Genomic DNA, 23,764 nt, shown 5'->3' with positions numbered 1-23,764 from the left:
CGAGCGAAGAAGGTGTGGGAACAGTGAGTACGGCAGCCGTGACCACCACCAGCGCGGTGCGGCTCAACGCCGCGACCATCACCCAGTACCTGGCATCGCAGCCCGGTCTCGGGCCGGGCAAGCGCCGGGTCGTACTGCTGCGCGCCGCGCCCTCCTGGGACGGCCCTGACGAGTTGCCCTGGGGTGAGCAGCGGCGGGCCAAGGTCGCGGCGGCGCCCTCCCCTCTGGGCGTCTACGAGTTGCTCCTCGCGCACCAGAAACCGTCGGCCACCGGGCCCGATGTGCTGGTGGTACTCACCGATCGCGAGGAGGCGGAGCTCGGGCCCGATCTGCTGGCCAAGGTGCACCGGCAGCGGGTCAACGCCGTCGACACCTGGGACGTCGTACGGGAGGCGTTCGGTGCGAGCCGCTCGGACCACCGGCTGTTCGAGGAGAACTGGGCTGCCGAGGCGCTGCTGGACGCCGCTCCGCCGCACGGCGGATGGCCGAAGCTGGCGGGCGGTGTCCTGTCGCGGCGCGAGGCGCTGACCTCGCTCGCGCTGCGCAGGCTGGGAATCGGCCGCTACGACCCCGACGCCGAAATCTCCCGCGCCACAGCGGGCGGTGGTGACGAGCTGGACATCCACACCTTGCTGCGATGGTCCCTCGTGCCTGGCGGTCCCGAACGGCTCCTGGCGCTGCGCGCGCCCGAGCGTGCCGGGCTCGTGCAGTTCCTCGGCGAAGAGGAACAGGCCGGGCGCGCGGGGCAGGCTCTGCTCACCCTCGTGACGGCGGAGCACGGGCCGGACGCCGTCGCGTTCGGTCTGGTCTGCGCGGCGCTGTGGGGGCATGCCGACGCCGCGGCGGACGCGGAGGACTACCGGGCCCGGGGGCGGGCCGAGCGCTGGTTCGGAGAGGAACCGCCCGCCGGGGGTGAGCATCTGGACGCGCTCGCGGCGGCCTTCGGACGCTCCTGCGAGGAGTTCGTCTCCGCACTCCTGCTGACGGGACGATCGGACAGCGACGAACCGGCGGCCGAGGCCCGGAGGCTGACCGGCTCCGTGCTCGACCGTGCGGCCGCCCTTGCGCGCCAGTTCGGAGCGGAGCGAGCCGCGGGGACAAGTCCCGTACTGGCGGCAGGCCTTGAAGCACGCTTCACCGCTGCCGGCGAGGCGCTGTCGAGCGGCGACCCCGAGCGCATCACGCCCGCGGTGAAGGCCCTCAGCGAGCACAAGCTCGCCCGGGACCCCGACAACAACGTCCGTATCGAGCGGGTGCGCATGGCGCGGCGGCTGGCACGTTGGCTCGCGACCGACCCGCCGGTGGAGACCGACACTGTGGCGGATGCCATCGCCCGTCACGTCACCGAGACGGGCTGGGTGGACCTGGCGCTGGAACACATCGAGTCGGGAGGCGATCCCGATCCGGCCCTCCGGTCCGCGTACGACGCTCTGTGCTCCTCGGCGCGCGACCGTCGGCGCGAGATCGACCGGCAGTTCGCCCAGGTACTCGCCGTCCGGACGGCGACCGACCGTGGTCCCGGCTCGATGCTGACCGTGGAGACGTTCCTCCCCGAGGTCGTCGCCCCGGTGGTGAAGGCCGGAGAGCGGAGAGTCCTGCTCCTCGTGCTCGACGGGATGAGCGCCGCCATCGCCGCCGAACTCGGCGACCGACTGCGCGACCACTGGGCCGAGTACGACCCGCTACCCGGGGCGAAGGACGCCCCACGGCGCCGTGCGATGGCAGCCGCGCTCCCCACCGTCACGGCCGTGTCACGGACCTCTCTCTTCGCCGCGCGACTGATGAAGGGCACGCAGGCCGACGAGAAGAAGCTGTTCCCCGCTCACCGCTTCTGGGGCGGGGAGGACGTGGCGGTCTTCCACAAGGACGATCTGCGCGCCGAGAGCAGCGGCCAGCCGTTCGGACCCGAACTTCACGACGCGCTCGTCGGCGACCGTACACATGTGGCGGTGGTCCTCAACACCGTGGACGACCGGCTGGCCTCCGAGCAGAAGCTCGGCGACGGTGCCTGGCGGCTGTCCGACATAGGAGGGCTGCGAGCACTGCTCCGGTCTGCCGCGGACCAGGGCCGTGCGGTGATCGTCACCAGCGACCATGGCCACGTCATCGACCGGCGGGCGGCGCGAATCGACGCCCAGGACGTAAGGTCCGCTCGGCACCGCGCCCCCGGCGGACCACTCGCGGAGCAGGAGATCGTGCTGACGGGTCCTCGGGTCCTCGACCCGGAACCGGAGAGCGAGATCGTCGCCCTCTGGGACGCCGACTCCCGATACACGTCTCGCAAGGCCGGCTATCACGGCGGCGTATCGCTGGCCGAGTTCGCCATCCCGGTGCTGGCCTTCCTGCCCTTCGGAGCGAAGCCGCCGAGCGGCTGGCGGGAGCTGGGGAACCAGCAGCCGACCTGGTGGTCACTGACCCAGCAGGGGGAGGAGCAGCCGGCACGAGCCCACGCCGCCGCGGTCTCGGCACCGGTAGGGAAGAAGCCGCCCAAGAGGAACAAGAACGAGGCGGAACTCGCCAAGAGCCACGAGGCGCTGTTCGATGTCGCGTTGGTTCCCTCGACGTCCGAGGACGGTGCCCTGCTCTCCGCAGCCCCTGTGTCTCCGGTTGACGCCTTGGTCGACGCGCTCCTGGAGTCCGAGGTCTTCACGGCTCAGGTGCAGTTGCTGGCCCGCAAACCGGACCTCGCCCGGGTGGAGAAGGCCGTACACGCTCTGCTGGACTCGGGCGGCACCCTGCCGATGACGGCTCTCGCCCAGCGCGTCGGACTCCCCGCGAGCCGGCCGGCCGACGGCTTCGCCGCCGTGCTACGGCAGTTGCTCAATCACGACGGTGTCCAGGTACTGGAGACACTGCCGGACGGGCGGACCCTTCGCTTGCACGTCGGACTGCTGCGGGACCAGTTCGAGTTGAGTTGAGGAGGGGTGAAAGCCTGCCCCGGAAACCCGGGGACAGGCTTCACCACCCGTCAGGTGAGCTGGCGCAGCAGACCCACGAACTGCCGCAGTTCCTCGCTCCGCTGAGCCGACAGCGGCTCCGGGCGGAAGTGCGCGATCTGGTTACGGATCTCGCGCACCCGATCGAGCTGGTGCACGAACTGGACGCGGTTCACCCCGGCCCAGCCCAGGGTCTGCCAGTTCTGGTCGGCCGCGGCGCACAGCGCCTCTCTGCGGTTTCCCTGCCTGGTGCGCTGATCGCCGTCGAGCAGCATCACGTACTGGCCGAACATGAGATCAGCGATCTTCCCCGTCTTCCTGTCGTTGTTCTGCACCCCACGGACGGCGTCCTCGCCGATCTTCGCACCGAGACACTTACGCAGCCGGAACTCGATCTCGCCGATGACGAAGAACGGCCATGCGGTCGCGTCGAAGCGCTGGGTGATGTCCGCTGCGGTGACGATGCCGCTGATGCGGCCGTTATGGGCTCTCACCAGCACGTATCCGTGCTCGCAGACGCTGGAGAGCATGGCGAAGAAGTCGTCGTGCGCGTGCGCGACCGGCGGGTCCTCCACGATCGCGTTGGCCAGCGCCGCTTCCGCACCTGTGGCGTACATCTTGGCCACCGAGCGCCAGGTGACGACGCCGGACACCGTGTACCGGTCCTCCAGGACAGGGACCTGGGAGTAGTTCTTCGTGTGCATGATGTACGTCGCCTCGGTGAGGTCCGAGGCGGGTGTGACCGAGTCGACCCCGGCGTGGGCACACGGCAGGTCGCCGATCCGGAACGGCTGCGTGGGCAGCGCTCCCGGGAGCAGCCCCGCCTCGTCCTCCTGCTCCTCGTCCGTCGTGTCCCCCTGCTCCGCTGCTGCGGATTCCTGGGCGACGATGTGGATCTCGGACTGGCTGCCGCAGGTGGCGAAGTACGGAAGGGTCGCGAGACCGAGATCCTTCAGTCTCTGCTCGATGACCAGGATCGCCTGGTCGTTGCGGAACCGGGTGTTGAAGCAGGTCAGGAGTTCGACGAGGGGTATGCGGCGGCCTTTGAGCGCAAGCAGTTCGTCATCAGAGGGGTTCCGGAGCACGACCGCGTCACCCGGCCTTCGTGTCGCGGAAGACGGTGCGCTTGCCCATGGCTGACATGACCAGCTCCAGCAACTGCTTGGACCTGCTCACATAGAACTGCTCGAAATCGCCCGAGTGCAGCGTGGCCGGGTCGATGAGGTGAGTGCCGATGACGTCGTCGAACCATTCGGGGCGCATGCCCGACTCGAGGGCGAGCGTCTTGAGGTATCCGGCAGGAGATCCGGTCATGCTCTTGCTGGCCCGGAGCGACAGAGGCGTCTTGTTGATGATCGAGTTGGCCCGGTTGCTGTAGGCCCGGTGGTTCTTGTCGATCCACGCCTTGGGGAAGATCTGACGAACCTCCACGCTGTACTCGGCCAGGCGCGCCGCGTTCAGGGGGGCCTCGGTGAAGTACCAGTCCACCGCGCCCTGCTTGACGAGAAGGGCGTAAACCCCCTTGTAGGCGGCGCTGTTGCGGGTGCTCAGGGTGTCCAGCCGGTCGTCCAGGAAGGCTGCCTCGGCGATGGTGTCGGGGACCACTTCAGCGTTGCCCCGCAGACGTTCGACGAGTTGTTCCACATCGCGGGTGAAGCGGCTCTCCGTCGATCCGCCGTACATCTCGCCGAGCACACCGCACCAGTACCACTGGGTGAGCAGTTCGTCGGCCGCCTCGGTGTCGGTCTCGTCGCCCAGGATGGTCCGGACGGCGGCCAGCGGTACGAGCTGGGTGCGATACGGCAGGTCGGGGGCCCGCACGATGCACTGCCGCTCAAGGAAAGCCCCCACCCACTCGAAGGCCTCCGCCACGCGCGGAGCGAGCAGGCTGAAGTCGGCGAGCGGCAGTTCCAGCAGGTCACGGCGCTTGCAGGAGATCGCGGCGCGCGGCTCCTGCCGTTTACGCTCCCAGGTTCTGACGAGTGCCACGGCCTGGAGGAAGTCACTGCTGCTGAGCCCGTCCTCGACGCCGGCCTCCATGCGCCCGAACACGGGGTACGACGCCGTCAGGCCCTTCTTGATGTCCAGCCATACGTCGGGGAGCTTGAAGTAGTCGCCGTGCTGGGCCACGTACTCCTGGTTGCCCGCGTAGGTGGCCGTCAGCAGTTCGAAGACGTTGAGCGGCACACCGCCGGTGTTCACCCGCTCGAACACGGCGCAGACCGCGTCCATGGTCGTTGAGGCCGCGAGCTTGATCATCGGCACCTGGAACGACTGCATCTGGCTGAGCACGTACTGCTGGAACTGTCCCCACAGCCCCCAGTTCGTGACGTCGACCTTCACGAACTCCTGGTGCCAGGCGTTCACACGCTGCGTGTCGAACACGAAATGGAGCGGGAAGTACCCGGCGGCGCACTCCCCCTCGACGGTGGTCAGGTCGATGGTGTCCCTGCGGTTGAAGCCGGTCTTCAGAATCCGGTCCTCGGGCACGGACACGATGGCGTCGTCACGGTCGGCCGGCGACCCGATGGATTTGGCGATGTCGATGTAGTACCAGCGCCTCAGTTCCTTGCCCCGGGCGTCCACTGTCTCGACAGGCCGATCCCGATGCAGTGCCTGGAAGAGGGAGGTCAGCCGCTGCTGCCCGTCGAGCAGCAGGAGATCGGGCACTCTGCCCTGCGCGTCCTCGGCGCCCTTGAGTGTCCGGGTGCGGAACGGTGACGTGCCGTTGGTCTGCAGCGCCATCACCACGCCCAGCGGATAGTCCAGTGTCACCGTCGCGATAAGGGCCCTAATGCGCTCGTCGTCCCACTTCCACTCACGCTGGAAGTCCGGGAGTTGTAAGGCGCCGGAAGCGACGTCCGCGAGGGCGTCGCTGAGTCTCAGACTGTCGAGTGCCACGCTGTGTCTTCCCTGTTGAACCTGAGCGGTGAGTCGCCACCGGTGACCGGCGGTGAACATGCAATTCCATCAACGGAGTTGCGGGCAGTCAAGGGCGGTCGACGGACAGTTCCAGAGGCCGGAAGGTCAGGGCTCGCCCTGAGGATCGGATCCGTCCGCGCCCTTCACTGAGCGGCATCCAGGCATCCGGGTCAAATGGGAGACTGTCCGGGTGAGGACAGACAGCTCTGGTGGAAGCGGACCCGTGAGTGCCGCCCGGCGTCGCGGCGTGATCGACGCCCTGCGCCGGGGGGCCGTACCGGAAAGCGGACTGGATCTGCTGGCGACCGGCCTGGACCGCTTCGGAACCGCACTCGATGCGGAGCTCGATGCCGTCAGGTCGGGAGCCTCGGTGTTCAAGGCGGTGCGAGGCGAGTACGGGTCGGGCAAGACATTCTTCGCACGGTGGCTCGGTGAGCGTGCCAAGCGGCGCAACTTCGCTGTCGCCGAAATCCAGATTTCGGAAACGGAGACCCCGCTGCACAAACTCGAGACCGTCTACCGCCGCCTCACCGAGCGGCTGGCCACGCCCGGATTCCCACCGAGCGCCCTTCGGCCGGTCGTCGATGCGTGGTTCTACGCCCTTGAGGAGGACGCGCTTGCCGCCGGAGCCCCCGAGGAGGACCTGCCCGGCAGGGTCGAACAGCTGATGACGGCCCGGCTCACGGAGGTGTCCCGGCACGCCCCGTCGTTCGCCACGGCCCTGCGAGGCTACCGAGCCGCGGTCGAGGCGGGCGACGAGGCCACCGCCTCGGCCGTCATGGCCTGGCTGGGTGGGCAGCCCCACGTGGCCGCCGCTGCCCGCAGGGCCGCTGGGGTGCGCGGTGACCTCGATCACTTCGGTGCTCTTGGCTTCCTGCAGGGACTGCTCACCGTGCTGCGCGACTCGGGTCACTCGGGGCTGCTCGTCGTCCTGGACGAGGTCGAGACCCTGCAGCGGGTCCGCTCCGACGCTCGCGACAAGGCGCTGAACGCGCTGCGTCAGCTCATCGACGAGGTGCACTCCGGGCGTTTCCCCGGTCTCTATCTGCTGATCACCGGCACGCCGGCGTTCTACGACGGCCGACAGGGCGTACAGCGGTTGGCTCCGCTGGCCCAGCGGCTGGCCACCGACTTCACCACCGACCCGCGCTTCGACAACCCGCGTGCCGTGCAGATCAGGCTGCCCGGCTTCACCCAGGAATCACTCATCGGTCTCGGGCTGACCATCCGGGACCTGTACGCGGCCGGATCGGCCGCCGCCGAGCGCGTCAGGGAAGTAGCGGACGATGCATACATCGCCGACCTGGCCACGGCCGTCGGCGGGGCGCTGGGGGGCAAGGTGGGTGTCGCGCCCCGTCTGTTCCTCAAGAAGCTCGTGGGTGACGTCCTCGATCGCGTCGACCAGTTCGAGGACTTCGATCCGCGCAAGCACTACGCACTCACGGTGAATGCCTCGGAGCTGACCGAAGTCGAGCGCAACGCCGCGGCGGCCACCAGCGCCGAGGATGTCGAACTGGATCTTCCATGAGCGACGTGACGCCCGACCCGATGGATCTGCTTCACCCGGGGCTGGTCCACCACGTCGTGAACACCCTGGGCTGGCCCCGCCTGCGGCCTCTCCAGGAAGAGGCGATCACGCCCCTGACGGACGGCACGGACGCCGTGCTGATCGCACCCACCGCCGGCGGAAAGACCGAGGCTGCCTGCTTCCCCCTGCTGTCGCGCATGGCACAGGAGAAATGGGACGGCACCTCGGTCCTCTATGTGTGTCCGCTGAAGGCGCTGCTCAACAACCTGCTGCCCCGTCTGGAGACGTATACCTCCTGGCTCGGGCGCACGGCGGCGCTGTGGCACGGCGATGTCACACACTCCCGCCGCAAGCGGATCCTGCGCGAACGACCGGATGTGCTGCTGACGACTCCAGAGTCCCTGGAGGCCATGCTGGTCAGCACGAATGTCGACCATCGGGCGTTCTTCTCCGGGCTGCGGGCGATCGTCGTCGACGAGGTGCACGCGTTCGCGGGCGACGACCGGGGGTGGCATCTGCTGGCCGTACTGGAACGGTTGGAGCGAGTGGCCGGGCGTCCGGTGCAACGCGTCGGTCTGTCCGCGACCGTGGGTAACCCGCAGGAGCTGCTCACGTGGTTGCAGGGAGCGAAGGCCGAGCAGCGCGCGGCGCGGGTCGTCGCCCCGCACCTGAGGGAGAAGGAACCGAAGCTGCCCCCTCCCGGGGACGTCCAGCTCGACTACGTAGGGTCCCTGGCCAATGCCGCGACGGTGATCGCGGCGTTGCACAGGGGCGAGAAGCGGCTCGTCTTCTGTGAATCACGCAAGGAGGTCGAGGAACTTGGCTCGGCGCTGCGCGCGAAGGGCGTGACCACCTTTCTGTCCCACGCGTCACTGTCCGCGGACGAGCGGCGGCGGGCGGAGGAAGCCTTCGCAGAGGCCCGCGACTGCGTGATCGTCTCCACCAGCACCCTGGAACTGGGCATCGACGTCGGCGACCTCGACCGGGTCGTCCAGATCGATGCCCCAAGCACCGTGGCCTCGTTCCTGCAGCGTCTCGGCCGCACCGGCCGACGGCCCGGTGCCAGCCGCAACTGCCTGTTCCTGGCCACTGACGACGCCGGACTCCTCACCGCGGCAGCACTGCTGCTGCTCTGGTCAGGCGGCTGGGTGGAGCCGGTCATCGCTCCGCCGGAGCCCCGGCACATCGCCGCGCAGCAGATGCTGGCGCTCTGCCTCCAGGAACACCGGGTCGGGGACCGGCTGTGGCAGGACTGGTGGGGAGGTCTCGGTCCTTTCGGTCCTTCCGCCGAGCCGATCATGCGCCACCTGGTCGAGGAGGGCTTCCTGGACCGGGACGGCGAGCTGCTGTTCATCGGACCCGAAGCCGAAAAGCGCTTCGGCTACCGGCACTTCATGGACCTCACCGCAGTCTTCACCGCCGCCCCGGAGTTCACGGTCCTGTCGGGCCGCACCGAAATCGGTACTACAGATCCCGCGCTACTGACCGACGAGGTCATCGGCCCTCGCCGACTGCTGCTCGCCGGGCGCAGCTGGCAGGTGACGTACATCGACTGGTCGCGCCGCCGCTGCTTCGTCGAACCGGTGGAAGGTGGCGGGCGGGCTCGATGGGGTGGCATCGGCCTGACCCGCACCGCGTCGTACGAGCTGACACGGTCGGTCCGCGAAGTACTGCTCGGCGCCACCCCGCCGGTCAGGGTCACCCGCCGTGCCGAGAGCGCCCTCGCTCGCGTGCGCGATGAGAGCGCCGAACTGGTGCACCGCGACGGCAGCATCATCATGCGGGGAGGGCACGACACCAATGTGCGGTGGTGGACGTGGGCGGGGCACCGCACCAACGCCACCCTGGCCGCCACCCTCTCCAGCATTGCCGATCCCCTACAGCGTCCTACGAGCACATTCATCCGGCTGCGTGAGGACATCACCCCGCAGGAATGGAGAAGGGCCACCGCACACGCCGCCGACCACTTGTGCCTCCCGACGGTGGACCCTCGCGCGCTGGCCGGGCTGAAGTTCAATGTGGCGCTTCCGCCGCGTCTGGCCGAGGCGACGCTCGCAGCCCGGTTGGCTGATCTGAAGGGTGCCGTCGCGTCGCTCCGTGAAGCCGTCACCTTCACGACCAACTGACGGAAGGGGCGCACTCTCGTGGCCGGGGGAAGACCTCGCCGCGTGACAGCCGTGCGTACTGAGGCGCTGGGCCTTCCCGGTGCCGGCGAGCTTTCATCTGCGCACCCCGCAGAGCCGCCATGACGACGTCGTCGCCTTCGGCCGCGCCGTACGGGAAGCGGGTAGGCCGGGTGACGGCCTGCTCTACCTGACGGGCCGCCATCGCGTCTGGCCCCAGGCCCACCCGCAGGACACCCGGGGCCTGACCGACCTCGCGCTCGCGCAGGATCCCGTGTCTTCGAACACGCTGGCCGGAATCGAACTGCCCGCTGCTGAGATACGCCACCGCATGGCGGCGTTCCATCGGATCGTCGTGGTCCGAGACCCTGTGGGCGCGCACTCGGACACCAACCCCCAGGAACAGGCGAAGAGCTGGGTGCTGGGGCGCCACTTCCACGAGTGCGCCACCAGAGAGGTCACCGGTGCCCGCGTCACGGTCTACGCGCGCGACGACGTCCCGTGTGCTCACCGATGACTCGGTGCGCGTCGCCTGCCGACATGAAGTTCCCCCGCTGATCTGGACAGCTTGATACTGGGACGGTTGAGTCCCGGAGGAAGCAGTCCAGGTTGAGTGGCAAGAGCGGCAAGAGCAACATGAGCAAGCGGTACACGGCCGAGTTCAAGCGCGACGCGATCGCGCTCGTCCGTTCGTCGCCGCATCGGAACGTCACCGAGATCGCCCGGGAACTGGGGGTCAGCCCCGAATGAAGTTCCCCCGCTGATCTTGGACAGCGGGGGAACTTCAGTCCGTCCCACCACCCAGGCACCGTCGAGCAGTCGGCCGGGGGCAGGACGCAAACGCGGCACCACAGCCGGTGGCGGCCGCGCGCGAAGACGCGGAGGTGCGGGCGAAACCGGTCTGGCTGTGGTGCTCAGCCGGCGCCGCGACGCCGGTGGACGTGGACCGCTGGTGGCAGTCGTTCCTCCGCCGCACCCAGCTGTCCCGGTAGAGCTCGACCGTGGGGAAGCCGCTGATGACGCCCTGTGGCATCAACAGTCCGTCGGCGGTGCTCAGCAGTCCCCCGGTGTTGTCGATGTTTTCCGTCGGTGCGTGTTTGGACCGGAGTCGGATGCCTGGTGCCTCGGCGTGGGTGGCGCGGGCGAGTTCGGCGCCGAAGACTGCCACCGCGTAGTCGGAGGAGATCAGCTTGAACTCATGTTCCTCGCGGGTGGGGGTCGAAATCGGCCTGGCTGGTGAAGACACGCTCCAGTAGGCCGCAGGCAGGCGGTGGCGGTGCGGTCGAGGAGGGCCAGGCGCCGAGGGCGGTCAGTTCGTAGCGTCCGCCGGCCCCGGGAGAGCAGGTCGTCGCCGAAGTGGCGGGCGCAGCCGTGCCAGGGCGGCGCTCATGGCGGGCCGACTGAGCCCGATGCGCGGCCGGCATTGGTGACGTTGCGCTCCTCCAGGAGATCGCGCAGGGCGACGACGAGGTTGAGGTCGAGGCTTGCCAGATTCACGAAGCGTCCCAGTGCCGGGGCGGAAGCGTGCGGGTATTTCTCACTTGGATTCAGATATCCAGGGAATCGATTTCCCAGATCATAAGTTACGGGCCAAATTAGTGGCACCGCATTCGGGAGGACATATAGAACGCCCAACTGCTTCCCGGCGACCTGATCCTCACCGGCAGCCCGGCCGGCAACGGCATCCACTCGGGCCGACTGCTGCGCGACGGCGACGTGATGGACGGCTCGGTCAACGGGCTCAGCGGAATCCGGCATGCCTGGAACCAGACCGGCGGTGCGACCGCCGCGACTTCGCTTTCCGTCACCGTATACATGGAAGGACAGTGAGATGACCCGGATCGTGGTCGACTTCGACCGCTGCGAGGGCCACGGGCTGTGCGAACAGACCGCGCCCGACGTGTTCCGGCTCGACGACGAGGGCGAGTTGCACCTGACACGTGAGGAGGTGGACGCGGAGCACGAGACTGTCGTCGCGGCCGCCGTTCGGGTATGCCCCGTCGCGGCGTTGAAGGTGCAGCCGTGAAACGGATCGTCGTGGTCGGTGGGTCCATCGCCGCGGTCACGGCGGCGCAGAGCCTGCGTACCGAGGGCTACGACGGCCAGGTGACCGTGCTCTCCGAGGAGCCGCATCCGCCCTACTCGCGCGTTCCACTCTCGAAAGGCGTGCTGGCAGGCCGGGAGTCGGCGGAGTCGGCCCAACTGCCGCCGCCGAGCGAGGACATCGAGTTCCACACCGGAGCACGGGCCGCGCGGCTCGACATGCACGGCCGTCTGGTGACAACGGCCGACGGCACCGGCATACCGTACGACGGGCTGGTGATCGCCACCGGCGCCCGGGCACGCCGCCTAAACAGCGACAGCGACCTGGTGCTGCGCACGCTGGATGACGCCTCGACCCTCACCGCCAGGCTGACCACGGCCCGCAGCACGATCGTGCTGGGCGGCGGCTTCCTCGGCATGGAGGTCGCCAGCACCTGCCGCGCCCTCGGCCTGGAGGTCACCGTCGTCGACCTCGTACCGCCGCTGCTCAGGCTGCTCGGGCCGTGGCTGGCCGATCTCGCTGTCGCGGCCGCCCGTGACCTCGGCATCCGGGTCCGGGTCGCGCCGGACGGCGTCGACGTACTGGACGAACACCGCGTGCGCTGCGGGGAGTCGGTCCTGGAGGCCGACGTGATCGTCTGCGCGGTGGGCGACGTACCCAATACCGAATGGCTCAGGGACTCCGGCCTGGCCCTGGACGCGGGCGGCGGCCTCGTCGCCGACGCCTGCTGCCGCGTCGCTCCGGGCATCGTCGCCGCCGGAGACGTCGTATCACGCCAGGGGCGCCGGACTCCCCACTGGACCAGCGCGGTCGAGCAGGGAAGGGCGGCCGCGGCGAGCCTGCTGCACGGGGAGTCTGCGCGGCCCTACCGGCCCGACCCCTATTTCTGGACCGAGCAGTGCGGACTCGATATCAAGATCAGCGGCGAACTCCCCCTCACCGGAGCCCCCGAAGTCCTCGCCGGATCGGTGGACGACCGCAGTGCGCTGCTGAGATGGCGCCACGACGGGGGTACGGCAACCGCCGTGGCGGTCAATCATCGACTTCCCGTCATCAAACTCAAGCGTCTCGGAGCTGCAGCGCCGACCCCAGCTCCTGCCCCTGCCCCTGCCCCTGCCCGTACGACAACCCCTACATGAGGACGTGACCATGGCTCTCCCGCACCTCGCCCCCTACGATCCGCTCGATCCCGCCCACAACGCCGATCCCGCGGCCCGGCTCGCCGAGGCCCGCGACCGCTGCCCGGTGTCCCAGCCGCGCCCCGGCGTGCACTTTCTCGCCCGCCACGACGACGTACGGGACGTCCTCACCGCCCATGAGGCGTACTCGTCCGTCGACAACTTCGCCCTGGAAAGCGGTGGCACGACAGCCGACCTGCCAGCGGCAATAATCACCATGTTGGACCCGCCCGACCACACGGCACTGCGCGCTCGTCTCAGGCGCTGGTTCGCTCCCGCCGTGCTCCGCAAGCAGGAACCACGTGTCCGCGACATCGTGACCGACATCCTCGACGCGTGGCAGCCCGGCCAGAAGGCCGAGATCTACCACGACCTGGCCCGTCGGGTACCGACCCGGGTGGTGTATGCCTTCCTCGGTCTGCCGGAGGAAGACTGGGACCGCCTGCACCGGTGGGCCGACGCGATCGACGACATCCTCCCGCAGGTGCCGATCGACATGCCGGAGTTCGTGGCACTCACCCGCTATCTCGGAGAGCAGTTCGCCGCCCGGGCTGCCGCCCCGGCCACCGGGAAGGGCGTCCTGGACGGTCTCGCGCACCCCGCTGACGGCGAGCCACCGCTCACTCCGGCCGAGGCCGTCATGCACACCCTCCAGCTGATCCTGGCCGCCACGGACACCACTGCCAGCCTGATCACCAACCTCCTCCACGAACTACTGGCAGACCGCAGCCACTGGGAACGGCTGCTCGCCGACCGGTCCCTCATCCCCACGGCGATCGAGGAGTCCCTGCGCCACGATGCGCCCCTGCAGTACGTTCTGCGCACCGTGACGCAGGAGCGGGAGATCTCCGGCTGCCCCGTCAAACCCGGCGACCGCCTGGCCGTCAGCCTCCAGTCGGCCAACTGGGACGACCGGGCCTGGGGCGCCGACGCCGCGGACTACTCTCTCGACCGCCCGGCGGGACAGGCCACTCCGATGACCTTCGGCTACGGCATCCACACCTGCCTCGGCGCACCACTGGCCCGGTTGGAGTCCCGCGTCGTCCTCGAACAGCTGCTGGAGCGCTTCCCCGACCTGCGGCTCGCTCCCGGCTATCGCCGTGAGCCCGCTCCGGGCCTGGTCATGGTCCGCCGCCCGGCTCGGCTCGACGTCGCGCTCTGATCAGAGCGCGATCCACCGCTGACGTCATGGAAGACATCAACCCGAGGGAGCGGATCTACTCGCCGCGCTCGCGGACTCGGCAGCCGTCGAACCCGCCCCTGGTGGGACCGGCACCAGCCATGCCCGCCCCTCAACCGCCACGGTGGCGTAAATACGCAAGTCAGCGCCGTTGGCATGACCAGCCATGTTTTGTGGCTCCCGCCCAGGACTCGAACCGCGGCCAACACCCGCCATGAGCCGGTGCCCGGTTTCCCGGCCGCCAGCCACCCGCCACAACGGAGCCGTAACACTCGCCGGGATGACATTCCAAGGAAACGGCACCACCTTGCCCGCCATGGGTTCCAGTTGCCCCGTAGCGGCCACCGCGCCAGCGCCCGTCCGAGTCCGCCCAGCATCGACTCTGAGCTGCTATGACGTGGGTCCCTGGGGGGACAGGGCGGTCACCAAGGCGATAGCAGCCCGAGCCCCGAACCACGATCGGCAGCAACCGTAGCCCGCCCTGCGTAGACCGCGACGCCCCATCCAGTGCGTGGATGGGCGGATACGGGATTCGGATGGCGCGGAGGGTGGGCGGCGGGCCATGAAGGCCGCATAGTCGTGCCACCCGCACGCCGCTGTCCGGATTCGCCGTCGGCGTGAGGTCCTCCTCAGCATGCCGAGCGCCGTCGGCGCCTGTGCGGCATGCCCGCTCCCCCGAGTCCACGGAGTCGCCATGCCTGCTTCCTCACCCCTGCCCTCCACCACGATCGATGAGTCCGCCCCGCCGCCCGTGAGCGTGTCGGGCCCGGCGCACCGGCTGCGGGTGACCGCGCTGATGGCGGGCAGCTGTCTGCCCGTCCTGGGGGCGGTGCTGATCGCTCCGGTGCTCCCCAGGATGCAGGAACACTTCGCCTCGACCCCCGGTGCCAAGGCACTTGTCCCGCTGGCGCTGACCGTTCCGGCGCTGGCACTGGCGCTGCTGGCTCCGGTCGCCGGAGTAATCCTGGACCGCCTGGGCCGCAAACGTCTGCTGCTGGTGGCGACCGTCTTGTACGCGCTGTTTGGCACGGCGCCGCTCTGGCTGGACTCACTGGGCGCGATCATCGCGAGCCGCGCCCTGGTCGGCATCACCGAGGCGGCGATCATGACCTGCTGCACCACCCTGATCGGGGACTACTACACCGGCCAACGGCGGATGAAGTACCTCGCCCTGCAGACCATGTGCACCTCCGCGTCAGCCACGGCGTTCTTCGTGCTCGGCGGTGCCGCCGGCGCGGCGGGCTGGCGGGTGCCGTTCTGGGTCTACGCGGTGAGCCTGCTGCTCGTCCCGGTGATGGCCTTCGCCCTGCCCAGGCCGGTGGTGCGCCCACGCACGGAGGTTGTCCCGACTGCACGTCGCCCGTTCCTCTGGCGGCAGATGGCGGGAATCTGCGCCCTGACCCTCTTCGCGGCGATTGTCTTCTACACCGTCCCCGTGGAGATGGCGTACCTGCTCGACGACCTCGGAGTGGCCAACACGGGCATGATCGGTCTGGCCACCGCGGTCGCGAGCGCCGGCACCGTGGCCGGAGCGATCGCCTTCGCCCGCCTGAAGCGCTCCCCGGGGCCGATGCTGCCCGCCGTCTTCACGGTCTGCGCGGCCGGTTTCGGGGTGATGTTCCTCGCCGGCAGCGTCCCGCTGATGATCGTCGGTGCGGTGATCAACTGCCTGGGCACCGGCATGCTGTTGCCGTCGTTGCTCACCAGTGCCATGTCCCGGTTGCAGTACGAGGATCGCGGCCGGGGCATGGGGCTGTGGACATCTGCCTTCTTCGGCGGCTCGTTCGTGTGCCCGCTGGTGCTCCTTGCCCTGGAATCGGCGGTCGGCACGCTGGCCGGAGCCGTGGGGGTTCTGGGGCTGGCTTCCGCGATCGTCGCTGCCGGGCTGCTGGTGGCCGGGCGACAGGCCAGTGCCGCAGAGCCCGGGCCGCTGCCCGACCAGGTGGCCTGAGGGCCTGGGCCGCAGCCCTTTGAAGATGTCTTCAGGCGGGAATCCCCGCCCGGCGGGAAATGCTCAGGCAACCGTGACCTTGATCGTGTGCCGCCCGGTCGCCCCGTCGGGCAACGGCTTGTGCACCTGTCCTGTCTGCACCTGGCCGGTGTTGTCGATGGTGCGTACTTGCAGCCGACGCTCGCCGGGCGTCCCCTGCCACGGCCAGCTCCACTGCCGCCATGTGTCCACCGACGGCACCGCCACGAGCTGTGCCTGCTGCCATGGTCCGTCATCCACACGGACCTCCACCGCGGACACCCCACGATGCTGCGCGCCACCCCGGCCACCATCACCAGACCTTGCTTCAGATGCTTGCCCGCGGCCCCGGTGTGTCGATCCGCGACTGTGTCTGCACCGGAGCCAGCGCCGCGTAATCCCGCCGTACCCAATAGGCGCTGAAGTCCGAGAAACGACTCAAGCTCCAGCTCCGTCAACCACTTCGTCGCCGATACGTATCCGTACAGCCCGGGCACCACCATCCGGACCGGAAATCCGTGTTCGATACCGGCAGTGGCTCCCCGTTCATCCCGACCGCCAGCAACGCGTCCCGCCCGTCACGCAACGCTGCCGTCGGCGTACCTGCCGTGTAGCCGTCCACGGAACGGCTCACCACCTGATCCGCCCTGTCATCCGGCTCGACTTCATCCAGCAGACCCTTGATCGGTGCCCCCAACCACCGCGCGTTACCGACCAACTCGCCACCGACCTCATTGGACACACACGCCAGCGTGATGTAGCGCTCCACCATCGGCCGTGCCAGCAGTTGCTCGTACGACGTCGACCGCGGCGTCTTCGTCGCTCCGCCGGTCTGACCTCTTGACCTCGGGGGCTCGGCGCACTCCCCCGCCCTGCCACGCCGCCGCGCCCCCGCCCTGTGTCAACCCACCCAGCTCCCTAGGACTGCCATGCGTTTCGCCACGTACGAACAGCACGGCCGCAGCCGCGTCGCCACCGTTAAGGACGACGGACAGGCCGGGTCATGACCGACACTCCGGACACGAACTCCGCTCCTCCTCCCACAGCGGACGCGGCGGAACTCCAGGAGTTGCTTCCCGGGATCCACGCCTGGGTGCAGCCGGACGGGACCTGGTGGGTCAACAACGCCGGCGCGGTGGTCGGCGACGACGGGGTCCTGGTGATCGACACCTGTGCCACCGCGGCTCGCACCCGCCGGTTTCTCGACGCCGTGGACACGGCCACCGGCGGGGCGCCCGTCCGGCTGGCGGTGAACACCCATCAGCACGGTGACCACACCTACGGCAACAGCCTCCTCCCCTCCACGACAGTGATCGTCGGGCACAGCCGGATGCGGGAAGGGCTTCAGGCCGACCCGGTCATCGACGGCTGCCCACCGCTGTGGAACCCGGTCCCGGACTGGGGACCGGTGACCCGCAGGCTTCCCGACATCTCGGCCGGCTCCGCACTCACCCTGCACGTCGCAGGTCGGCGAATCGAGCTGCTGCACCCCGGCCGCCCGGCGCACACCACCGGAGATCTGATCGCCTGGCTGCCCGAAGAACGCGTGCTGTTCTCCGGCGATCTGGTGTTCGCCGGACTCACCCCGCTGGTCTTCATGGGCTCGGTGGACGGGGCCCTCGCCGCGGTCGACTGGCTGGAGTCCCTGCAGCCCGACGTCATCGTCCCCGGCCACGGCCCGGTCCTCACCGGTACCGGCATCACCCGGGTCCTGGACGAGCACCGCCGCTATTACCGGCTCATCCTCGACACCGCCCAGGACGGGCTCTCCCGGGGTCTGACGCCCCTGCAGGCCGCCCGCCAGGTCGACCTGGGCGAGTTCACGGACTGGGGCGACGCCGAACGGATCGTGCTCAACCTGCACCGCGCCTACGCCGACCATGCCGGCCGGGACCTCGACGTGATCGCCGCCTTCGGGGACGCGGTCGCCTGGCTCGGCCGCCCGATGCACACCTCCGTCTGAAGGGAAGCGCGACTGTGCGGTTCGTGACCTACGCCGACGACGACGGTGATCGGGTCGGCGTCCTCCACCACGACCAGGTCCACCCCCTGGGTCGCGGCGTCACGATGCTCGGCCGTAGCCGTGAAGCCCGAACCAGTACATGTCCAGCATTGCGAGGAGAGTCCGATGAACGAGTTCGTCATCGTCGGTGCGAAGGTGTTCGACGGCGAGAAGAACCTGGGCCAGGTCGAGGTGCACGTCGCCGACGGCGTCATCGTCTCGGTGGGCGGGCCGCGTGTCACCGGGGTGGAAGTCGTCGACGCCACCGGCGCAACCCTGCTGCCGGGCCTGATCGACGCACACACCCACACAGACGCCGCGATGCTGCGCCAGGCACTGACCTTCGGCGTCACCACCGAACTCGACATGGGCTCGGTCCCCGCCACCATGATTCCGCTGCGCGCCGAGGTCGAGGCCGACCGGACTTTCGCGGACGTGCGGAGCGCCTCTTTTTCGCTCACCCACCTCGACGGCCACCCTCATCAGTTCCGGAAGGGCCTCAACGATCCGGTCTGGCCGACCGCGACCACCGTGGCGGAGGCGGCCGGGTTCGTCGAGGATCGGATCAGCGAGGGCGCCGACTACATCAAGCTGATAGCCGAGAGTGGCGGGGCGTTCGGCTTCCAGTTGCCGCACGTACCACTGGAGATTCACGCCGCCGTGATCACCGAGGCGCACGCTCGCGGGAGGATGGTGATGGCCCACGCCATGACGCTGCACGAGACCGAACAGATGGTCGACGCCGGCGCCGACGGCCTCGCCCATCTGTTCGCCGACACGGCCCACACCCCGGAGATCGTCGACCGCATCGCAAGCGCGAACGTGTTCGTGGTGCCGACACTGACTCCCCTTGCCTCCATCGTCGGGCTGTCGCACAGCACGGACCTGGCGCAAGATCCCCGCGTTGCGGGAAAGCTTGCGCCGGAATTGCGGACGCACCTCTCCGACACGTTCGGCGGCTTGCCCACCTCGCACTTCGACATGGCACTGGCCACGATCGCAGCCCTGCGCCAGGCTGGGGTCGACGTGATCGCAGGCACCGACGCCGCGGCTCTGGCCGTGCGCGGCGTGACCCACGGAGCAAGTCTGCACGGCGAGCTGCAACTGCTCGTACAGGCCGGTTTCAGCCCCACCGAAGCCCTGCGCTCGGCGACTTCACTGACAGCACGACGGTTCGGCCTCCACGATCGGGGCCGCGTCGAGCAAGGCCTGCGGGCAGATCTCGTCCTGGTCGACGGTGATCCCACCACGACCATCAACGACAGCCTGTCGATTCGCGCTGTCTGGCGACAGGGCACCCGCCTCGCGGCCGCATCCACGCACGGCTCCCGGTGAACCCGCCAGGAGCGACGAGGGCGCAGGGCCCTGGTGTTTGCCCGGGTCGTCCGGTTTGGTCAGGTGATTGCCGTGGAGGGTGAGGACGCGTGGGCGTTCGGTGTGGGCTCGGCGTCCGGCGGCGGTGTTGACGTATCCGGCGAGCTTGGGCGCGCTGCGGATCAAGTCGCGGACGGCGGCGGGCACGGCAGGCGTGTTACGGGTCCTGGCCTGGGGTTTGTCTTCTCCGGAGACGACATCTCGCACCCGGTGGGGGTGTTTCCCACAGTCCGGTGTCCGCGAGCTCAGGAGGCGATCTCGGCTGCTCTTGCCTGCTCGGCGGGCAGGTCGGTGATGGCGTGGACGGTCTCGCTGGACCACTTCTTCGCTCCATAGAGACGGCGGCGTTGGATGCGCAGGACTTGGGCGGCGTGCGGGAAGAGCAGGCCGTCGGCGGTGACGACCTGCACGAGTCGTTGTTCGTGGCGGCCGTGGCCCCGGTCGTCGTCGCGGTGAATCACGGGGATCTTCTTCCAGGGCAGAGCGTGGAGTTGGCGGGCCTGGCCGCGCTGGTTGTTCTTGATGGTCAGCAGGTAGTGGGTGCCACGTTCGTGCAGGTAGGTGGCGTGGTCGCGTGGGGCGGGCGGGGCATCGGCGGTGACAACCGTCCCGGCGAGGTCGACGTCGTCGATCTGATCGAGCACGGGCGCGAACTCGGGAATTTTGTTGGTCTTCGCGCTGATCTCGCGTGAGGCGAGGGTGATGCCGACGGCCGTGGCGGACGGCGGACAGCACGAAAACCCGGCTGCCGTCCGGTCGGCGTGCGCCGCGCAGGCACTTGCCGTCCACCGCGACCGCCCGGCGCCGGCCATCGACACCTACGTATACGTACCGGCTCCCGGCGGGCTGCCCGGAAAGCGACGATCCACCTCGCCATCAAGCTGGAGTTCGCAGGTCAGGGGCTGCCCCGGTGCTACGGTCGGGAAATACCGAGATGGAGCACGAATGACAAGGACAGCGATCGTCACCGGCGGAGCAGGGGGCATGGGGCTCGCGACCGCCAAGATTCTCGGCAGCGATCACCGCGTGGTCATCACCGACGTCAACCGGCAACGCCTCGACGCTGCGGCGGCGGAACTGCACGACCACGGCGTCGATGCGGCGGCGGTCGCCTGCGACATCACCAGCCGAGCATCGGTCGAGGCCTTGTTCCAGCAGGCCGACCGCGAAGGCTCCGTGCGGGCGGTCGTGCACACCGCGGGCATCAGCCCGCAGATGGGCACCGCGGACAAGATCATCCGGATCAACGCGCTCGGCACCGTCAACATCACCGAAGCCGCCCTCGCGGTCGCCACCGAGGGATTCGCGCTGGTCAACCTCGCCTCCATCGCCGGGCACATGACGCCGCGGCTGGTCATCCCCAAGCGGATCTTCCGTCTTGCTCTGACCGATCGCGACCGCTTCACGGCGAAGCTCGCCGCTGGCGCGAGCCGGGCACCGAAAGGTATGCGACCCGGTCTGGCGTACTCGCTCAGCAAGAACTTCGTCATCTGGTACTCGCAGCAGATCGCCGCCCCGTTCGGCGCGAAAGGCGCCCGCGTGCTCTCCGTCTCGCCCGGCAGCTTCGACACCGCGATGGGGCGGCTCGAGGAGAAGAGCGGCTCGGGCAAGCTCACCGGCTACGCCGCGCTCAAGCGCTACGGTCGCCCCGAAGAGATTGCCGAGCTCCTGGCGTTCTGCGCGGGCGACAAGCCCGGCTACCTCACCGGCGTGGACATCCTCTGTGACGGCGGCACCAAAGCCGGACTCGACCTCAGAGGAATGATCGCCATGGCACGCGGCGACTGACCGGTCCGGACCAGATGTGAACCTGGCGGGAACCGGTTGAGACAGCAAGGAACCTCCCGGTGCAGGCTGGCGTTGCTGCAGCTTCAGGCTCGACACAGAAGGTTCGTGTCTCGGCACTCGCCGGGTACCCGGCACCTGACGCCCCGGGCGCATGCGTTGTCCACGTTCCGACGCCTCATCGAAGGCACCCGCATGAGACAGCTCGCTTTCGACAACCGCCTGCCGAAACCGGCCGCCTACGAGCTTTTCGTGCCCGTAGCGTGCCCTTCAGAGCGGACAACCCGATCAACAGCGGTTTCATCAGACCGCCATGTCTGCAGCAGTACAGCGAATCGGCGCAGGTCAGAGCATACGAGGCCGCCCAAGCGCCGTCGCTTCCCAAGCTGAGAGCGCGAGTTCGGTTCTCGTCACCCGCTCCATGGCTAAGGCCCAAGGCCGTGAAGTTACGGCTTCGAGGGTGTCGGCAAGTACGTCCTGATCTGCGGTCACCCGGACGTAGGAAGCGGAGCCCCGGTAGAACTGGCAGTCGACCAAGACAGCCGTTCACAGCACCGGAGGCTCCGCTGTCTGATCAGTGTGTCATCACGCGTGAAATCGCGGTAGCCAAGGGCCTGTTCGCTCCCGGGCACCTGGGGGAACTCACCCAGATCGTCCCGTTCGAGATGGTCGATGCGGTCCTGGCCGAGACCGGTGCCGTCCAGCAACGACTGCGGAAGATCCCCGCCCGCGTGGTGGTCTACCTGCTGCTGGCCGCCGCCCTGTTCGAAGAGTGCGGCTACCTGGCGGTGTGGCGCAAGCTCACCGCCGCACTGGAAGCGATACCGATCGCGAAGATCACCGGCACGGCGCTCTGGGACGCCCGCACCCGCCTCGGTGTCCGCCACCATGCGGGCCCTGTTCGACCTGCTGCGCGGGCCGGCCACGGCGATCCGCACCTCCGGAGCCCGCTTCAAGGGCCTGCTGACCGTCGCGATCGACGGCACCTACCTCGATGCCCCCGACAGCCCGCTGCACCGGGCCCGCCTGGGCAAGAGCACCAACCAGTACGCAGCATCCGGCTACCCGCAGATCTGCCTGACCACGCTGGTGGCCTGCGGCACCCGCGCGGTCCTGGACGCCGCCTTCGGCCCCCGCAGCAACGGCGAGAACGTCTACGGCAAGCGCCTGATGCGCTCGCTGCACGCCGGCATGATCGTGTTACTGGACCGGGGTTTCTCCTCGAACACGTTCCTGGCCACGGTCGCCGCCACCGAGGCCGCCTTCCTCGCCCGCACCTCCGCCGCCCGCAAACCCCCGGTCCTGGCCCGCTACAACGACGGCTCCTACCTCTCCCCCTTCGGCGACATCGAGGTCCGCATCATCGAGTGCGAGATCACCATCACCACCAGCCAGGGCCGCCGGACCGGCCTCTACCGACTGGCCACCAACCTCCTCGACCACCACCGCTACCCGGCACCCGGCCTGGTCAGCCTGTATCACGAGCGGTGGGAAGTGGAGTCGGCCTACTTCGCGATCACGAAATCGATGCTGGGCCGCCGGGTCCTGCGCTCCAAGACCTGGGCCGGCATCGCCCAGGAGGTCTACGCCCTGCTGAGCGCCTACCAGGCCCTGCGGATCGCGATCGCCGACGCCACCGGCACCACACCCGCAGCGGACCCGGACAGAGCCAGCTTCAGCGTCGCGCTCCAATGCGCCCGCGACCAGATCATCCAGGCCGCGGGCATCATCGCCGACACCACGATCGACCTCGTCGGAACGATCGGCCGAGCCGTCCTGGACCAGCTCATGCCCGCCCGCCGCCTCCGCATCAGCCCCCGCGCAGTGAAACGACCCCTGTCCCGATACGCCATCAACCAGTCGCCCGATATGCCCTGTCCGCCCACCCGCCAGCTAGACAGGGCGGACAATACGCGGACCTGAATTCAACCCAGATTCGACCCGGATTCGACCCGGACAGTTTGTTCAGCGAGAAAACATGACCTCTGACCTGCGGAAATAAAAAGCGGCAGACGAGTCAGGCTGTACGCCGGGTTCTGTTCCCGGGGTTCCTCGCGGAGCCCCGGGCGACGGCCATCCATCTAGGACCGGCGTTGCCGCCGGCCTCGTGCGGTCTACCCGCGGACTCGGGCGGGCAGCCCTCGATCGTCCGCGCAGAAACACCGGGGTGTTTCCTCTTGACCTTGCTCCGGGTGGGGTTTACCTAGCTGCCCAGGTCACCCTGGGCACTGGTGGTCTCTTACACCACCGTTTCACCCTTACCGAGGACCGAGGTCCCCGGCGGTTTGCTTTCTGTGGCACTGTCCCGCGGGTCACCCCGGGTGGCCGTTAGCCACCACCCTGCCCTGTGGAGCCCGGACGTTCCTCGGGGAGCTCCCCGTCAGGGGGACTCCACGCGGCCGTCCGCCCGGCTCGTCTGCCGTGTCGACCATGATACCGGGCGGGAGCGGGGCCGCGGACCTGCGGCGGTCGCGAGGACCGCGCCCGCGAGGATCAGACAGGGGTTGTGAGCTGTTGTTGGTTGAGTGCGTATGAGCATGTTCTGGCGTGTGTAGGTGGTCCCTCCGGGCTGCGGCGTGCGCCGTTCCGGGGAGAGAACGGGGATTCGCGGATCGGATGCGTGTCCTCTCCCAGGGGTGGTCGTTGGGTGGGTGACAGGCGCGCCTGGGGTGTGGGGAAGGGGCGAGGGGGGTGAGTGTGCCGCGTGAGCTTTCGGCGCCGTT

15 protein-coding genes, 1 other RNA gene and 5 pseudogenes are annotated in these 23,764 nt (G+C 68.9%); 15 read left to right on the top strand and 6 right to left on the bottom strand.

Features of this window, described 5'->3' with window-relative positions; translation table 11 throughout:
* The first annotated feature begins 23 nt into the window (after nucleotides 1-23).
* Nucleotides 24-2,918: a BREX-2 system phosphatase PglZ gene (gene pglZ, locus ACZ5TL_RS34610; RefSeq protein WP_468594745.1), complete on the top strand. Its 2,895-nt coding sequence runs from the start codon at nucleotides 24-26 to the stop codon at nucleotides 2,916-2,918.
* Nucleotides 2,919-2,968: 50 nt separating this feature from the next.
* Here the strand turns inward: pglZ and ACZ5TL_RS34605 are convergent, their stop codons facing one another.
* On the bottom strand, nucleotides 2,969-4,021 hold the full coding sequence (locus ACZ5TL_RS34605) for a CBS domain-containing protein (RefSeq protein WP_468594744.1): 1,053 nt from the start codon (nucleotides 4,019-4,021) through the stop codon (nucleotides 2,969-2,971).
* Between the two features lie 7 nt (nucleotides 4,022-4,028).
* On the bottom strand, nucleotides 4,029-5,837 hold the full coding sequence (locus ACZ5TL_RS34600) for a DUF262 domain-containing protein (RefSeq protein WP_062926536.1): 1,809 nt from the start codon (nucleotides 5,835-5,837) through the stop codon (nucleotides 4,029-4,031).
* Nucleotides 5,838-6,081: 244 nt separating this feature from the next.
* Between ACZ5TL_RS34600 and brxD the strand changes: the two genes are divergently transcribed.
* The 4 genes from brxD to ACZ5TL_RS34580 all read left to right on the top strand — a co-directional run bounded on the left by brxD (nucleotide 6,082) and on the right by ACZ5TL_RS34580 (nucleotide 10,259).
* On the top strand, nucleotides 6,082-7,386 hold the full coding sequence (brxD, locus tag ACZ5TL_RS34595; RefSeq protein WP_468594743.1) for a BREX system ATP-binding protein BrxD: 1,305 nt from the start codon (nucleotides 6,082-6,084) through the stop codon (nucleotides 7,384-7,386).
* Nucleotides 7,383-9,512 carry a DEAD/DEAH box helicase gene (locus ACZ5TL_RS34590; RefSeq protein WP_468594742.1) on the top strand — a complete coding sequence of 710 codons (2,130 nt, stop codon included), beginning with the start codon at nucleotides 7,383-7,385 and terminating at the stop codon, nucleotides 9,510-9,512. Before brxD ends, ACZ5TL_RS34590 begins: the two co-directional genes overlap by 4 nt.
* A gap of 79 nt (nucleotides 9,513-9,591) precedes the next feature.
* Complete coding sequence (locus ACZ5TL_RS34585; protein WP_468594741.1) at nucleotides 9,592-10,026, top strand: hypothetical protein; 435 nt, start codon at nucleotides 9,592-9,594, stop codon at nucleotides 10,024-10,026.
* A 92-nt stretch (nucleotides 10,027-10,118) separates the two neighbouring features.
* Nucleotides 10,119-10,259: a transposase gene (locus tag ACZ5TL_RS34580; RefSeq protein WP_468594740.1), complete on the top strand. Its 141-nt coding sequence runs from the start codon at nucleotides 10,119-10,121 to the stop codon at nucleotides 10,257-10,259.
* A gap of 223 nt (nucleotides 10,260-10,482) precedes the next feature.
* Here ACZ5TL_RS34580 and ACZ5TL_RS34575 read toward each other — a convergent pair.
* Nucleotides 10,483-11,006, bottom strand: a pseudogene (locus tag ACZ5TL_RS34575) (LysR family transcriptional regulator); the annotation flags it as partial.
* Between the two features lie 132 nt (nucleotides 11,007-11,138).
* Between ACZ5TL_RS34575 and ACZ5TL_RS34570 the strand changes: the two are divergent.
* The 5 genes and pseudogenes from ACZ5TL_RS34570 to ACZ5TL_RS34550 form a co-directional block, all read left to right on the top strand.
* Nucleotides 11,139-11,339: pseudogene (locus tag ACZ5TL_RS34570) on the top strand (fumarylacetoacetate hydrolase family protein); the annotation flags it as partial.
* 1 nt (nucleotide 11,340) lies between these two features.
* Complete coding sequence (locus tag ACZ5TL_RS34565; RefSeq protein ID WP_399170569.1) at nucleotides 11,341-11,535, top strand: ferredoxin; 195 nt, start codon at nucleotides 11,341-11,343, stop codon at nucleotides 11,533-11,535.
* Entirely contained in the window at nucleotides 11,532-12,692 is a 1,161-nt protein-coding gene (locus ACZ5TL_RS34560) for an NAD(P)/FAD-dependent oxidoreductase (protein ID WP_468594739.1), read from the top strand. Before ACZ5TL_RS34565 ends, ACZ5TL_RS34560 begins: the two co-directional genes overlap by 4 nt.
* Nucleotides 12,693-12,702: 10 nt before the next feature.
* Nucleotides 12,703-13,893: a cytochrome P450 gene (locus ACZ5TL_RS34555; RefSeq protein WP_468594738.1), complete on the top strand. Its 1,191-nt coding sequence runs from the start codon at nucleotides 12,703-12,705 to the stop codon at nucleotides 13,891-13,893.
* A gap of 712 nt (nucleotides 13,894-14,605) precedes the next feature.
* Nucleotides 14,606-15,862 carry an MFS transporter gene (locus ACZ5TL_RS34550; RefSeq protein WP_468594737.1) on the top strand — a complete coding sequence of 419 codons (1,257 nt, stop codon included), beginning with the start codon at nucleotides 14,606-14,608 and terminating at the stop codon, nucleotides 15,860-15,862.
* 63 nt (nucleotides 15,863-15,925) lie between these two features.
* On the opposite strand, the pseudogene ACZ5TL_RS34545 reads toward ACZ5TL_RS34550, so the two are convergent.
* Nucleotides 15,926-16,709 (bottom strand): annotated as a pseudogene (locus ACZ5TL_RS34545) (molybdopterin-dependent oxidoreductase); the annotation flags it as partial.
* 174 nt (nucleotides 16,710-16,883) lie between these two features.
* On the opposite strand from ACZ5TL_RS34545, the gene ACZ5TL_RS34540 reads away from it, so the two are divergent.
* Nucleotides 16,884-17,843 carry an MBL fold metallo-hydrolase gene (locus ACZ5TL_RS34540; RefSeq protein WP_468594736.1) on the top strand — a complete coding sequence of 320 codons (960 nt, stop codon included), beginning with the start codon at nucleotides 16,884-16,886 and terminating at the stop codon, nucleotides 17,841-17,843.
* A 165-nt stretch (nucleotides 17,844-18,008) separates the two neighbouring features.
* Nucleotides 18,009-19,217, top strand: coding sequence for an amidohydrolase family protein (locus ACZ5TL_RS34535; protein ID WP_468594735.1), 1,209 nt, complete (start codon nucleotides 18,009-18,011; stop codon nucleotides 19,215-19,217).
* A gap of 69 nt (nucleotides 19,218-19,286) precedes the next feature.
* On the opposite strand, the pseudogene ACZ5TL_RS34530 reads toward ACZ5TL_RS34535, so the two are convergent.
* Nucleotides 19,287-20,072, bottom strand: a pseudogene (locus ACZ5TL_RS34530) (ISAs1 family transposase); the annotation flags it as partial.
* Nucleotides 20,073-20,201: 129 nt separating this feature from the next.
* Here ACZ5TL_RS34530 and ACZ5TL_RS34525 point away from each other — a divergent pair.
* The 3 genes and pseudogenes from ACZ5TL_RS34525 to ACZ5TL_RS34515 all read left to right on the top strand — a co-directional run bounded on the left by ACZ5TL_RS34525 (nucleotide 20,202) and on the right by ACZ5TL_RS34515 (nucleotide 22,964).
* On the top strand, nucleotides 20,202-21,044 hold the full coding sequence (locus ACZ5TL_RS34525) for an SDR family NAD(P)-dependent oxidoreductase (protein WP_468594813.1): 843 nt from the start codon (nucleotides 20,202-20,204) through the stop codon (nucleotides 21,042-21,044).
* A 662-nt stretch (nucleotides 21,045-21,706) separates the two neighbouring features.
* Nucleotides 21,707-21,862, top strand: a pseudogene (locus ACZ5TL_RS34520) (transposase domain-containing protein); the annotation flags it as partial.
* A 55-nt stretch (nucleotides 21,863-21,917) separates the two neighbouring features.
* Nucleotides 21,918-22,964, top strand: coding sequence for a transposase (locus tag ACZ5TL_RS34515; RefSeq protein WP_468594734.1), 1,047 nt, complete (start codon nucleotides 21,918-21,920; stop codon nucleotides 22,962-22,964).
* A gap of 86 nt (nucleotides 22,965-23,050) precedes the next feature.
* Here ACZ5TL_RS34515 and rnpB read toward each other — a convergent pair.
* Nucleotides 23,051-23,456, bottom strand: an RNA gene (gene rnpB, locus ACZ5TL_RS34510) — RNase P RNA component class A.
* Nucleotides 23,457-23,764 lie beyond the last annotated feature (308 nt).

Source organism: Streptomyces sp. NPDC033136, assembly GCF_055578235.1.
The sequence above is the reverse complement of the archived record's forward strand: the minus strand, read 5'-3'. Positions and strand labels throughout refer to the sequence as shown.